At 70.1% G+C, this 13,106-nt stretch carries 9 protein-coding genes; 4 read left to right on the forward strand and 5 right to left on the reverse strand.

Annotated features, from left to right (window positions below; all coding sequences use genetic code 11):
• Positions 1-10: 10 nt before the first annotated feature.
• Positions 11-1,258 (reverse strand): PucR family transcriptional regulator, encoded by a 1,248-nt coding sequence (locus ACIRRA_RS02730; protein WP_402762112.1) that lies wholly within the window; start codon positions 1,256-1,258, stop codon positions 11-13.
• A gap of 158 nt (positions 1,259-1,416) precedes the next feature.
• Here ACIRRA_RS02730 and ACIRRA_RS02735 point away from each other — a divergent pair, with 158 nt between their 5' ends.
• Genes ACIRRA_RS02735 through ACIRRA_RS02745 form a run of 3 tightly spaced genes read left to right on the forward strand, consistent with a single transcriptional unit; the run spans position 1,417 to position 4,816 of the window.
• The gene (locus ACIRRA_RS02735) at positions 1,417-3,072 is read left to right on the forward strand and encodes an aldehyde dehydrogenase family protein (RefSeq protein WP_402762115.1); all 1,656 of its coding nucleotides are present in this window, start codon (positions 1,417-1,419) and stop codon (positions 3,070-3,072) included.
• Positions 3,072-3,902 carry an SDR family oxidoreductase gene (locus tag ACIRRA_RS02740; RefSeq protein ID WP_402762118.1) on the forward strand — a complete coding sequence of 277 codons (831 nt, stop codon included), beginning with the start codon at positions 3,072-3,074 and terminating at the stop codon, positions 3,900-3,902. Before ACIRRA_RS02735 ends, ACIRRA_RS02740 begins: the two co-directional genes overlap by 1 nt.
• Before the next feature lie 20 nt (positions 3,903-3,922).
• Positions 3,923-4,816 carry a PfkB family carbohydrate kinase gene (locus ACIRRA_RS02745; protein WP_402762121.1) on the forward strand — a complete coding sequence of 298 codons (894 nt, stop codon included), beginning with the start codon at positions 3,923-3,925 and terminating at the stop codon, positions 4,814-4,816.
• 5 nt (positions 4,817-4,821) lie between these two features.
• Here ACIRRA_RS02745 and ACIRRA_RS02750 read toward each other — a convergent pair whose 3' ends face one another.
• From ACIRRA_RS02750 to ACIRRA_RS02760, 3 genes are read right to left on the reverse strand one after another with little or no spacing between them, the layout of a single operon-like run.
• Positions 4,822-5,508 (reverse strand): nucleoside/nucleotide kinase family protein, encoded by a 687-nt coding sequence (locus tag ACIRRA_RS02750; RefSeq protein WP_402762124.1) that lies wholly within the window; start codon positions 5,506-5,508, stop codon positions 4,822-4,824.
• A gap of 2 nt (positions 5,509-5,510) precedes the next feature.
• Entirely contained in the window at positions 5,511-7,730 is a 2,220-nt protein-coding gene (locus ACIRRA_RS02755) for a protein kinase (RefSeq protein ID WP_402762126.1), read from the reverse strand.
• Positions 7,727-10,240 carry a serine/threonine-protein kinase gene (locus ACIRRA_RS02760; RefSeq protein WP_402762128.1) on the reverse strand — a complete coding sequence of 838 codons (2,514 nt, stop codon included), beginning with the start codon at positions 10,238-10,240 and terminating at the stop codon, positions 7,727-7,729. The genes ACIRRA_RS02755 and ACIRRA_RS02760 overlap by 4 nt, the downstream gene beginning before the upstream one ends.
• Positions 10,241-10,433: 193 nt before the next feature.
• Here ACIRRA_RS02760 and ACIRRA_RS02765 point away from each other — a divergent pair, with 193 nt between their 5' ends.
• Positions 10,434-11,885 (forward strand): amidase, encoded by a 1,452-nt coding sequence (locus ACIRRA_RS02765; protein ID WP_402762130.1) that lies wholly within the window; start codon positions 10,434-10,436, stop codon positions 11,883-11,885.
• A gap of 166 nt (positions 11,886-12,051) precedes the next feature.
• Here the strand turns inward: ACIRRA_RS02765 and ACIRRA_RS02770 are convergent, their stop codons facing one another.
• A complete protein-coding gene (locus ACIRRA_RS02770) occupies positions 12,052-12,939 on the reverse strand; it encodes a LysR family transcriptional regulator (protein WP_402762132.1) in 888 nt (295 codons plus the stop codon).
• Between the last annotated feature and the right edge of the window lie 167 nt (positions 12,940-13,106).

Raw genomic sequence — 13,106 nt, forward strand, 5'->3', positions numbered from 1 at the left:
GCTCGCGAACTCATACGCCGTAGACCGCCACGCAGTCGAGCGCGACCTCCAGTCGCGTACCACGCTGGTCGAGAGAGTGACCGAGTAGTTCTTCTATGCGCTGAATCCGGTATCGCACCGTGTTCTTGTGCACACCGAGCAGTTTCGCGGCCGCGTCCGGGCTGCGGCGGGCTCGCAGGTAGGCATGCAAGGTTTGCCGCAGTCGCGCCGACTGCGCGTCGGGTCCTGCGAGTGCGCCCAGCTCCCGGTCGATGAGCGACCGCATGGCGGTCTCGTCGGATCCCGCCAGATAGGCGACCTCCACCTCCGAGTAGTGCACTGCCCCCGGCATGCCTGGGCGGGCGCGCTCGGCGACCTGCCGGGCGGCGACCGCCTCGCGGTGGCCGGCCCGGAAGCCGGCGGCGTGCGCGGCGGGCACACCGATCGCCACCCGCACGGGCGGGTCCACCGACCACACCGGATCGCCGGGCTCGGGCAGCGCGTCGTCCACGCCGATCCACGCCCACAGCGCGGTCGCACCCGAGGGCACGGTGAGCAGGCTGCCGTTGCCGAGCGCGCCCGCGTAGCGGGCCACGATCCGGTCGAGCCGGCCGACGGCCTCGCCGGTGCCGTCCGGCGGCAGCGGCGCGGCATCCTCGTCCGTCCACAGCACCAGCGCCAGATGCCGCTGCGACAGCCGGTATCCGAGCCTGCCCGAAGCGGTTTCGATATCCACCTCGGCGCCGTCCAGCAGAGCGCGCACGATCTCGGCACGCTGGGTGAGCGCGGCGCGCAAACCCCGTTCCCGCTCGGCCATGTAGGTGTCGGTGAGGGCCTCGACCGAGGTGCTGACCCAGCGCGTGGTGCGGTCGAAAAGCCGTAGCAGCACCGATCTTTCGATGTCCTGCGGCAGCTGCCGCTGTTCGAGCACCTCGGTCATGTAGTCGATGACCGCCTCCTGGCCGAGGTGGTAGACGCGCAGCAGCAGCCGCACGTCGTAGCCGCGGCGGGCGACGGTGCGGGCGAAGGCGTGCGCCTCCTGCGGGACCGGGTATTCGAACAGGTCCTGGGTGAGGCCGCTGAGTACGGCGACCGCGTGGGCCCGGCTGCTGGCGGCCAGGTCGCGGCGCATATCGCGGTCACGCATCTCCGGGATGCGGGCGATGATGGCGTCGTCGAGCCGGGTGACGACCTGTTCCAGGGTTTCGGCCGGGAGAGTTTCCGCGACGAAATCGGCGATCCAGAGCCGGATCTCCGCCGGGTTCGCGGGCGTCGCCACAGGCACTCCTCCGAGGTTGTACTCAGAGCACAAACCCGGCCGGAACAATTGACCTGATTTGCCAAGCATGGGCTCACGAAATTGTGTCACGATCATAGTCCAGTGAGCTGGGGCACAGCTCGCCGTCGCAACGTAGCGCACGTGGGGAGAGGCACATCGTGACCAATACCGAACCCGCCGCGGGCACCGCTCGCAAGACCGGGACCCGCAAGCCGGCCGGGACCGCCGTCAAGGCCACCCCGAAACCGGGAGCCACCTCGAAACCGGAGGCGGCCCCGGCACCCGCCACCGAACTCGAGGTCCGCAATCCGGCGACCGGTGTACTCGCGGGCACGGTGCCGATCGATTCGGCCGAGACGGTCGCCACCAAGGTCGCCGCCCTGCGCGCGCATCAGCCCGCCTGGGAGGCCCTGGGCCCCGACGGACGCAAGGAATGGCTGCTCAGGCTGCAGGACTGGCTGGTGGACAACACCGATCGCCTGGCCGACGTGCTGCAGTCCGAGACCGGTAAGGCCCGCGTGGACTCGCTCATCGACCCGGCGTTCTCGGTCGACCTGACCGGCTACTACGCCCGCCGCGCCGCGAAATTCCTTGCCGACGAACACCCTTCGCCGCACAGCCCGCTGGCCCGGGTCAAGCAGCTGACCACCGTGTTCCGGCCCTACCAGGTGGTCGGTGTGATCACGCCGTGGAATTTCCCGCTGGCCATGCCGGTCATCGATGTGATCCCGGCGCTGGCCGCGGGCGCTGCGGTCATCCTGAAACCCTCCGAGGTGACACCGCTTTCGGCGGTCGAGCTGGCGCGCGGCTGGCGCGAGATCGGCGCGCCGCCGGTGTTCGAGGTGGTCACCGGCGCGGGCGAGACGGGCGCGGCCGTGGTCGGCACCGCCGACTACATCCAGTTCACCGGTTCCACCGCCACCGGCCGCAAGATCGCCGCGGCCTGCACCGAGCGGATGATCCCGTACAGCCTGGAACTCGGCGGCAAGGACCCGGCTATCGTGCTGGCCGACGCCGACCTGGATCGCGCCGCGCACGGCATCGCCTTCGGCGGGCTGTTCAACGCCGGGCAGGTGTGCATCTCGGTCGAGCGCGTGTACGTGGAAGCGCCCGTCTACGACGAGTTCCTGGCGAAGCTGACCGCCGCCGTCAAGGAGGTCCGCCAGGGCGTGGACGGCCGCCGGCCCGAGTACGACATGGGCGCGCTCGCCAACGAGAATCAGGCGCAGATCGTGCAGCGGCACGTCGAGGAGGCCGTCAAGGCGGGTGCGCGCGTCACGACCGGCGGCAAGCGGACCGGCGTCGGCACCCTCTTCGAGCCGACCGTGCTCGCCGACGTGGACCACACCATGACCTGCATGACCGAGGAGACCTTCGGGCCGACGCTGCCGGTCATGAAGGTGGCCGACGAGGCCGAAGCGATTCGCATGGCCAATGATTCGATCTACGGCCTGTCCGCCTCGGTGTGGTCCGGCGACAAGGATCGCGCCGAACGCGTTGCGCGCCAGCTGAACGCGGGCGCGGTGAACATCAACGACGTATTCGCGAATATGTTCAGCTTCGCGCTACCCATGGGCGGCTGGGGCCTGTCCGGCACCGGCGCGCGCTGGGGCGGGGCCAACGGTGTGCGCAAGTACTGCCGTCAGCAGGCCATCACCAAGCCGATCCTGCCCACCCAGACCAAAGAGCCGCTGTGGTTCCCGTATTCGCCGGCCAAGCTGACCGTCGCCATGGGCGCCATGCGGGCCGCCGGCACCCGCGGACTGCGGCGGATCAACCTGCCCGCCATCATCAAGACCGTACGGGGGATGTGATGACCGACTTCGGAACGATCGCCGGCAAGGTCGTGGTGATCACCGGCGGTGCGCGCGGCATCGGCCTGGCCACCGCGACCGCCCTGCAGGCCCTCGGCGCCAAGATCGCCATCGGCGATATCGACGAGACCACAGTCAAGGAGTCCGGCGCCGCACGGGGTTTCGACGTCTACGACCGGCTGGACGTCACCGACCACCAGTCCTTCGACGCCTTCCTCGACGAGGTGGAGCGCCGCCTCGGCCCGATCGACGTGCTCGTCAACAATGCCGGGATCATGCCCACCGGCCGCGTGGTGGACGAACCGGATCAGATCACCCGCCGCATTCTCGACATCAATGTGTACGGCGTGATCCTCGGCTCCAAGCTGGCCATCGGGCGCATGCTGCCGCGCGGGCGCGGGCACGTCATCAATATTGCCTCGCTCGCCGGCGAGACCCACATTCCGGGCCTGGCCACCTACAACGCCAGCAAGCACGCGGTGCTGGGCTTCACCGACACCCTCCGCGAGGAGTACCGGGGCACCGGGCTGCGCTTCTCCTCAGTGCTGCCGACGCTCACCAAAACCGAACTGGGATCCGGGGTTACGGCGCCCAAGCTGCTGCGCCCGGCCGAACCGGAGGAGATCGCCGACGCCATCACCAAGCTGATCGTGGAGCCGCGCTCCAAGGTCCGGGTCACGGCGATGGCGGGCATCATCTCGCAGATGGTGGGTCTGCTGCCGCAGTCGGTGGGCGATGCCATCGGGCGCGCGCTGGGCGCGCAGAGCGCGTTCCTGGACGATGTCGACTCCGACGCGCGCAAGGCCTACGAGCACCGAGTGCGCGAGTAGTTCGCCGTAGGGTCGGCGGCATGGGTAGCAGGAGTGCGGTTTTCGCCGGATTGTCGACACTGGATCTCGCCTATGCCGTCGACCGGTACCCCGCCGAGGACTCCAAGATCCAGGCCGCCGACCTGTTTCTCGGCGCGGGCGGACCGGCCGCCAATGCGGCGGTGACCTACGCCTTCCTGTCCGGCGCGACACCGGCCCTGGTGACCGCGCTGGGCAAACATCCACTGGCGGAACTGATTCGCGGCGATCTGCAGCGACACGGGGTCACCGCCGTGGACCTCACGCCCGACGGCGATCAGCAGCCGCCGGTGTCCTCGATCATCGTCGCCACCGAAGCGGCCACCCGGACCATCGTGTCGCTGGACGGATCCCGGATCCACCCGGCCCTCGACGAGACGGCGGCCGAGGCACTCGACACGGCCACGGTACTGCTGGTGGACGGCCACTATCCCGAGCCCGCGTTACGGCTGGCGACGGCGGCGCGGGCGGCGGGCGTGCCGGTGGTGCTGGATGCCGGGCGCTGGCGTCCGGTGCACGGCGCGCTGCTGCCGGTCGTCGATATCGCCATCTGCTCGAGTGCCTTCACTCCGCCTGGGGTACAGGCCGATTCGGCCGGTGCGGTGTTCGACTACGTGCACGCGGCAGGACCGCGGCTGGTGGCGATCACCGGTGGCGGTGGCCCGATCCGATACTCGATGCCCGGCGGACGCGGAGAGATCCCCGTCCCCGCAACGTCAGCGGTGGACACCCTCGGGGCGGGCGACATCCTGCACGGCGCGTTCTGCCACTTTCACGAGCGTGGCGCGGGTTTCCCGGTCGCGCTGCGGCGCGCGGCCGCGGTGGCGACGGCCTCCTGTGGCTTCGCCGGCACCCGGGAGTGGATGCGGCACTTCGATATTCGGATGAATGGATAGCGCGTTCAGTCGATGCCGTAGCCGCGTCCGGCCTTGCGCAGCACCAGATCGGCACGGGTGCGGGTGGATTCGACGAGCGCGGCATTGCGGAGGTCGCTGTCCGCCACCTTGGTCCGCGCGGCCTCGGGGGTGCGACCGCCGCGAATGTGGCGGCGCAGCAGGCGCTGTTCGATGATCGGGCGCGGCACGTCCAGGTACCAGGTCTCGTCGAGCAGCGGGCGCACGGCCGCCCAGGCCGGGTGGGCGCGGTCGTCGAGCAACAGGTAGTTGCCCTCGGTCACCACGATGGATTGGCGGTCGAACACGACGCCGCCGGGGACCGGTTCGTGGATCTCGCGATCGTAGGTGGGCCAGGACACCGGCATGCCCGGCGCGGTGTCACGGATGGTGCGCAGCAAAGCCACATAGCCGTCGGTGTCGAAGGTATCGGGTTCGCCCTTGCGATCGAGGAATCCGGCGGCGCGCAGCTGGGCGTTGGTGAGATGGAATCCGTCCATGGGCGCGACTTCGGCGATCGTAGCGCCGGAGGCCAGATTCAGTTCGTCGCGAATGCCGCGGGCGAGGGTGGATTTGCCTGCACCGGGCGGACCCGTGATACCGAGCAGAAACCGACCGGACTGCCCGTCGGCTCGGCGGCGAACACCAGCCGCCAACTCCGCCAACGAGGTTTCGACACTGCCACGTATCGCCACCCCTACGAGCCTACGGGGAATCGATGCCCGCCTTCGGGAATGGCACGCACCAGCGCCTGCAGGTCCTCCTCCAACATCCGCGAGAGCCGGTAGGTGAGCACGAACGCCAGCACGCCGCCGACGCTGATCAGCCGCAGCGGCACGATCACCAGCGACAGATCGGCGGTCGAGACGAAGGTCACGCTGGCCACCGCCAACAGCGGCACCGACGCGGCCGCGGCGAGATAGAAATTGCTGCGCCGGGCCAGCGTCGACAGCTGCCGCCGATCGGCGGGCCCCACCGAACCACGCGCCAGCAACTGCGGATACAGCGACCGCACCGCGTACACCATGATCAGGAAGAACGGATAGGCCAGCGCGATGGTCGCGCACACCACCTGCGCGGTGAAGAAGTGCGCGAAGGCATTGTGCGGCAACTGCGCCCCCGTACGGGACAGGGCCAGCGGCCACGCCACCCCGGCGATCAGCCACATGGCGAACGGCACCCACACCGCCCGCTCCCCCATCAGCAGTGTGTCGGCGCGGGCGCGGGCCAGCTGGGCCGGGGTGTACCGATGCCCGCGGGCCAATCGGTAGGAGACGGTCAGCGGCCGCCGCGCCAGCCACAACAGCATCAGCGCGGCCAGCGGGAAGGCGACCAGATTGTTCACCAGCGCCACCTGCTCGAACCGCTGCTGATCCACCAGCGGCAGCTCATCCACGATGAGACTCTGGTTGATCCGGACGTTGTACCAGCTGGCCACGGCATTCGGCAGGCCCACGCACAGCATCGCGATCGGTACCGGCCAGCCGCGCAACCGGGCCCACAGCGTGTGCGGCGGCGGATCCACCAGGTCCCGCGCCCGCGGATCGAGGCACAGGTTCAGCTGCCCGGCCAGCTGGCCGCCGGTCTGCCAGCGGCGCGCCGGCTCGGGTCGCAGGCATTCCAGCAGCACCCGCCGCAGCGCGGCCGGGGTGTCGGCAGGCAGGGCGTCCAAGGCCGCCGTGGGCACGCCCGCCATCCGCCGGGTCAGCATGGCCTGCACCGCCGCGGCATCGGTTCCGGCGTCGGAATCGTCGAATGGCAGTGCGCCGGTGAGCATTTCCCACAGCACAAGTCCGAGCGAGTAGATGTCGCCGCGGGTGTCCGGCAGCGGCGCGGCCGGATCCAGCAGCGCGGCCAGCGCCTCGGGCGACCGATACCGCAGCGCCCCAGCATCATTCGCGCCCGCGCCGATGAACGACCCACTCCAGTACACCGGCCCCAGCGCGAAATCCGCGAGCTTGGGCACCCCTTCCGCCGTGAAGAGCACATTGCCGGGCCGGATGTCGCGATGCAGCACCCCCTGCCGCAACCCGTAGTCGAGCGCCTCCGCCAGCCGCCGCCCCACCCACGCCACGGTTTCCGGCCAGCTCAGCCCGGCGATCTCCGCCCGCACCCGGGACCCGGCCGGCCGGCTCTCACCCTTGGCCTCCATCGCCGCGTCGATGGCCCGCAGCAGCAGTCCGCCATCGGCGCTGTCGCGTCCGGCCGTCGCGGATTCCTGCCGCAGCCGGGCCAGGATGCCGTCGACGGTACCGCCGGGCAGATACTGCATGTACAGCAGCCGCAACGGTTTACCGGTGCTGCCGTCGGCGATCAGGCGCTGGTCGAAGACCCGGACGATGTGCTGGTGGTCGAGCTGCGCGACGGTGTCGCTGTCACTGTCCGCGCCCGCCTCCACCCGCACCGCGACCAGCCGCTGCATGGATCGCTGCCGGGCCAGGAACATACGGCTGTGTTCGCGGCCGCCGAGATCGGTGAGCAGGTCGAAATCCTCGAGGCGGCGGCCGATTCCGATGCCCTCGGGCAGCACGGGCGGCGGGGGCGGCAGGGCGTCGCCGGTGAAGCGGCGGCGGATCTCGGCGGCCGCCTCCGGGTACTCGGCGGTGAAGCTGTCCACGTCCACCGGCCGGAAGCGGCTGCGGGCCAGGTATTCCTGGCATACCAGGTCGGCGAAGTCCGGGCTGGTCCCCACCTCCGGGAATTCCCTGCGGTACTCCGCGAGCCGCTTCTCCATTCCGGCGCGCCGCCAGCGCTGCCGCATATCCACCCGCACCAGATCGGTGAGGACCGCGAGCCGCACCTCGTGCCCGTCGGGCAGGTAGCCGGCCAGGCTCGGCGGTTCGTGGCGGTCGCCGCGCAGGGTGGATTCCCAGTCGGCAGCGAAGCGCGCGAGAGCTTGCGCCGCGCGTTCGCTCACGGTTCGGTCCCCGCGCCGTTTCCGGGCGCCCGCGACGAAGGGGTCGACGACACCACCCGCTCCAGCGCCGCCAGGTCGGCCTCCAGCGCCCGGAACATGGCGTAGATCAGGACGAAGGCCGCGATCCCGCCGACGCTGAGCACCCGCACCGCGACGATCACCTGCGGAATGTCGTCCGGCGGGAGGAACGTCACGCCCGCCACCGCCAGCAACGGGACCGACGCCGCGACCGACAGATAGGTGGTGCAGCGGTGGCCCAGCCGGTGCAGCCATACCGCGTCCTCGGCGCTGATGTCGCCGTGCCGCAGGAACATCGGATAGATGCACCGCACCAGATAGAAGGCCACCAGGAAGAACGGATACGCCACGGCGATGGCCCCGCACACCACCAGCGACACTATGAAGTGCACCATGCCGCGGGCCGGTAGGTCGGTGGCCGTCATGCGCAGCACGAATGGGAAGGTGACGCCCGCGATCACCCACAGCGAGAACACCACCAGGGAGATGCGTTCCCCGGCCAGCAGCACGTCCGCGCGGGCTCTGCGGAGCGTCTCCGGGTCGTATTCGCGGCCCAGGCGCACCCCGCGCGGCACAAAGATCAGGGACCGGCACAGATAGGCGATGACGGCCGTCCCGAGCGGGAAGAACACCAGGTTCACCGTGGTCGTGGTGACCGTGAAGGTGTGCATGGCCGACTCGGTGAGGTGGTTGATGATGAAGGCCCGGTTGTGCGCGATGTTGTACAGCGACGCCAGCGCGTTCGGCACCACGATGGCCAGCGTGACCAGCGGAATCATCCACGGCCGCAACCGCATCCGCCAGCTGTGCGGGGGCGGGTCGACCAGGTCGCGGGCACGTTCGTCCAGGCACATGTCGAGCTGTTTGGCCAGGATCGCACCGCTGCTCCAGCGCTGTTCGCGAGCGGGCTCCAGACAGGTGAGCAGCACCCGGCGCAGCGCGGCGGGGCAGTCGGGCGGCACCCGGTCGATGGCGGCGTCATCGACGCCGCCGCGCCGCCGCGCCAGCATGCCCTCGAGGGTGGTGCGGTCGCCGTGGTCGCCGGGCCCGGCGGTGGTGTCGTCGAAGGGCTTCGCCCCCGTGAGCAGCTCCCACAGCACCACGCCGAGGGAAAAGATGTCAGCGCGGGTGTCCAGGTCGCCGGCGCCGGTGGCGGAGCCGGGATGGCACGCGTCCAGCTGTTCCGGGGACATGTAGGACAGCGAGCCGCCGAAGTACGCGACCGGGCTGGCGCTGTCGATATTCCGGCTGAAGCTGATGTTGAAGTCGGCCAGCTTCGGTACCGCCTCGGCGGTGAGCAGCACATTCGCGGGCTTCACGTCCCGGTGCAGGACCCCGTGCCCGTCCGCGTAGTCCAGTGCCTCGGCCAGTCGGCGGCCCAGCCATGCAACGGTTTCCGGCCAGGACAGCCCGGCCAGCTCGGCGCGCACACTGGAGTCGGTGGGCCGGATCTCGCCCTTTTCCTCCATCGCCGCGTCGACCGCGTCCAGCAGCAGTTGCCCGCTGCGTTGCTCGGGCGGGGTGGCCCGCACCCAGCGCAGCACGCCGAGCAAGGTGCCGCCGGGCAGGAACTGCATGTACAGCAGTCGCAGGCGCCGCCCGGATTCGGTGCGCAGGTCCGACATCAGCCGCTGGTCGAAGACGCGCACGATGTAGTCGTGGTCGAGCTGGGCCAGGGTCTGAGGTTCGGTGCCGTGGTCGGCGGAGATCTTCACCGCCACCAGCCGCTGCAGGGAGCGCTGCCGGGCCAGGAAGACCCGCGCGAACGCCCCGGAACCGAGACTGGTCAGCAGGTCGAAATCATCGATGCGCTGGCCGATTTCGATGCGATCGAGCAGTTCCCCGGTCTCGGGCGTGGTGATCCCGGCGGTGTCCCGAGTGTGCTCGATCGGTGCGCCGACCAGCTGCGAGGGATCCTCGTACAACGTCACCTCACCCGGTTCGGGCACCCGGGTGGTGTCGCCGTCCGCGGGAAGCCCGGCCCGGGCGGTCGCCTCGAGCTGCGTCCGGTCGGAGCGTTCGAGCCCGAAGTCAGCCCGCGTGGACTCGTCCAGCCCGGCCCGCCGCGTGCTCTGGTCCTCATCGTCGGCATTCAGCAGTTCCCGCAGCTCGGCCGCCTGATACGGATATTCGCGCAGGCAGTCGCGCGGATCCACACGCTCGCCGCTGTGCCGGCGGATGACGAACTCCTCGTACACCAGCCCGGCGGGCAGATCCCGGTCCGCGAGTTCGGGGAATTCGGCGCAGTACTCGCGCAGCCGTTTGGGCGGGGAGACCTCGGTCCCGGCGGGGCGGCGCAGCCAGCGGTGGCGGATGTCCACCCGGATGAGCTCGATCAGCGCACCCCGTCGCAGCGTGGTGGCGTCGGGCAGATAGTCGGAGATTCGGGGCGGCGCCGCAGCGGAGTCCCACGCCGCCGTGAAGGCGGCGACCGCACTCGATTCCGTTTTTGCCGAGTAACCACCGGAACGGTGGTCGGAACCAGAAGCCATGTCCGCACCCCTCTGGCTCGACACGGATGTCGTCGATCCGCACTGTCGATCCGAGGATGTCGTGGATTCTAGGATTGCGACAAAGAACCCGCCACACCCGACACCATCATCCCCGACCGCTAGCCGGAATGATAACTTGCGGCTCACGAGCGGATCACCCGATTTCGACACTAGGCGACGGGGGAAGACCAGCATGTACGACGAGGGCATGGACCTACCGGCTGAAATCGCCACAGCCGGCACCACCGAGGAGGTAGCGGTGGCACGCGCCACGGCCGATTCCGACACCCCATCCGACCGACCCCCCGTGGACCTGACCACGGCCACCGGCATCGCCGGGGCCGTCCAGAACGGCTCGATCTCCCCCGAGGACGCGGTCGCCGCGGCGCTGGACCGGATTCGCGCCCGCGATCGGAAATTGAACGCCTTCAGTCTCGTTCGCGAGGAAGCGGCCCGCGCCGAGGCCCGGGCGGTGGCCGAACGACCGGACCTGGACATGCTGCCGCTGGCCGGCGTGCCGATCGCGGTGAAGAACAATATCGACGTCGCCGGCGAGGTCACCCGGGGCGGCTCGCTGGCCGGTTCCGACACCCCCGCCACCGGCGATCACCCGGTGGTGCGACGGCTGCGGGGCGCGGGCGCGATCGTCGTGGGCCTCACCACGGTTCCCGAATTCGGGCTCTGGGGTGTCACCGACGGCCCGGGCAGCATCACCCGCAACCCGTGGAACACCCGCTACTCCGCAGGCGGCTCGTCGGGTGGTTCCGGCGCGGCGGTCGGCTCCGGCCTGGTCCCGATCGCGCACGGCAATGACGGGCTCGGCTCGGTCCGCATTCCGGCCGCCTGCTGCGGCGTCGTCGGCCTCAAGCCCGGCCGCGGCCTGGTGCCCGCCGAGGTAGGACTGGACTCGTGGGGCGGGATGACCGAGAACGGGGTCCTCGCAACGACGGTCGCGGATACCGCACTCATGCTCTCGGTGCTCGCGGACCGCCCCGACCTGGCCGATCTGGAGACACCCTCGACCCTGCGCATCGGCCTGGCCACCGGGGTTCCGACGCCACACGGCCGTATCGACCTGGCCTGGACCGCCGCCGCCGACAAGGCCGCCGCGGCCGCCTCCCGGGCGGGCCACATCATCGGCGTCGCCGAACTCCCATACCAGGGCTCGACTTTCGCGCTGCTGCTGCGCTGGCTCGGCAATGCCGCCCGCGAGGCCGCGACCGTCCCGCACCCGGATCGTCTGCAGCGCCGCACCCGCATACACATCGCCCTCGGCAGAGCGGTGCTGAAGTCCGGACTGCTGCGCCCCTCTCAGGTCGATCGCGTGGAGGCCCGGCTGCTCGACTACTTCGAGCGCTACGACGTGGTCATCACGCCCACCCTGGCGACCCCCGCCCCGCGCGCCCGCCGCTGGCATTCCCGCCCCTGGCTGGCGAATGTCCTTGCGAACACGAAGTTCTCGCCGTTCACGCCACTGTGGAACCTGGTCGGCTGGCCCGCGCTGTCGCTGCCCATGGGCCTGCACCCTCGCACCGGCACCCCGGTCGCGGCGCAGATCGCCGGCCCGCCCGGCAGCGAGTCGACCATCCTCCGGCTGGCCGCGCAGATCGAGGCCACCCACCCGTGGCAACGGGTCGCTCCCTGAGGACGTCCCGGCACAGGTCCCGGATACAGCACAGCGCCGCGTCACTGGGTGACGCGGCGCTGTTCGTCTGTCTCGTGTTCTGTCTCGATCCCGTACTCCCGGAAGGACCGCGGCAACCTCCGACCCTCTGCCGCCGCCCGCTTCGACCGGGCCGGGGGGCTGAGGCCTACTGGGCCGCGACCGGTTCCTTCTCGGCGAAGCCGCCGTCGAGCACCCGGACGGCGAACTCGAGGATGGTGGGGCGGTCGTCGTCGGCGCGCCAGGCCACCGCCAGTTCGCAGGGGGCCAGGCCGGTGACCGGGCGGGCGGTGAGGCCGGGCCAGCGGTACATGGGGACATTGTTCTCGGCCAGCAGGCACACGCCCAGGCCGAGGCTGACCGCTTCGAGGCGCTCCTCGGCGGTGGCCGCTTCCGCGCCGATCTTGGCCTGACGGCCGCCGCGGGCGTCCGCACCGAGCCAGAAGTCCCGTGCCGCACCGGCTTCGGCGGGCATGGCGATGAAGGGTTCGTCGATCAGGTCGGCAAAGTCGATATGCTCCTGGCCGGCCAGGGCGTGGTTCTCGGGCAGCAGCACCCAGCGCGGTTCGGTGCGCAGCACCTGCCAGCGGTAGCGGCTGGTGTCGGGCACCGGCAGCCACATGAGCGCGAGGTCGGCCTGGCGGCCGGCCAGCCCGCTGGACGGGTCAGTCCAGGACGCGGAGTGCAGGGCGAGCCGGTGGCCGCTGGCGCTCTCCAGGTCGGTGATCAGGCCGCGCCCGATGGAGGACTGGATGCCCACGCGCAGCACCTCACCGGCCTCCTGCAGGGCGACATTGGTGACTTCCCACAGTTCCAGAATCTTCCGCGCGCCTTCGAGGAGTTCCTTGCCGGCGACGGTCAGGGCCACGCTGCGCTGGTTGCGGTCGAACAGCACGACGTCGAGCTGGCGCTCCAGCTGACGGATCTGTCGTGACAGGGTGGGTTGTGCGATGTGCAGCCGCTGAGCGGCGTTGGTGAAATGCAGTTCCTCAGCGACGGCGACGAAATACCGCAGGTCGCGCAAATGCGGGTCCATAGCCCCTTGCTATCAGAATCGGTCTTGATTTTCCAGCCGTATCTGACCCAAAAGTTTGCAACTGGATCAGAAAACAGCCGTCAGGTTTGTTACAGACAGCATAGGACCCCGGCGAAACATTCTGTTAACCGGATCCGCGAATTCCTGGCCATTCACCGGCACTCCCC

It is taken from the genome of Nocardia sp. NPDC101769, assembly GCF_044766925.1.
Taxonomy (GTDB): domain Bacteria; phylum Actinomycetota; class Actinomycetes; order Mycobacteriales; family Mycobacteriaceae; genus Nocardia.

Excerpts from the sequence above, each read along its gene's own strand:
- ACIRRA_RS02740 (WP_402762118.1), top strand. The coding sequence starts at position 3,072 with ATGACCGACTTCGGAACGATCGCCGGCAAGGTCGTGGTGATCACCGGC.
- ACIRRA_RS02745 (WP_402762121.1), top strand. The coding sequence starts at position 3,923 with ATGGGTAGCAGGAGTGCGGTTTTCGCCGGATTGTCGACACTGGATCTC.
- ACIRRA_RS02760 (WP_402762128.1), bottom strand. The coding sequence starts at position 10,240 with ATGGCTTCTGGTTCCGACCACCGTTCCGGTGGTTACTCGGCAAAAACG.
- ACIRRA_RS02765 (WP_402762130.1), top strand. The coding sequence starts at position 10,434 with ATGTACGACGAGGGCATGGACCTACCGGCTGAAATCGCCACAGCCGGC.
- ACIRRA_RS02770 (WP_402762132.1), bottom strand. The coding sequence starts at position 12,939 with ATGGACCCGCATTTGCGCGACCTGCGGTATTTCGTCGCCGTCGCTGAG.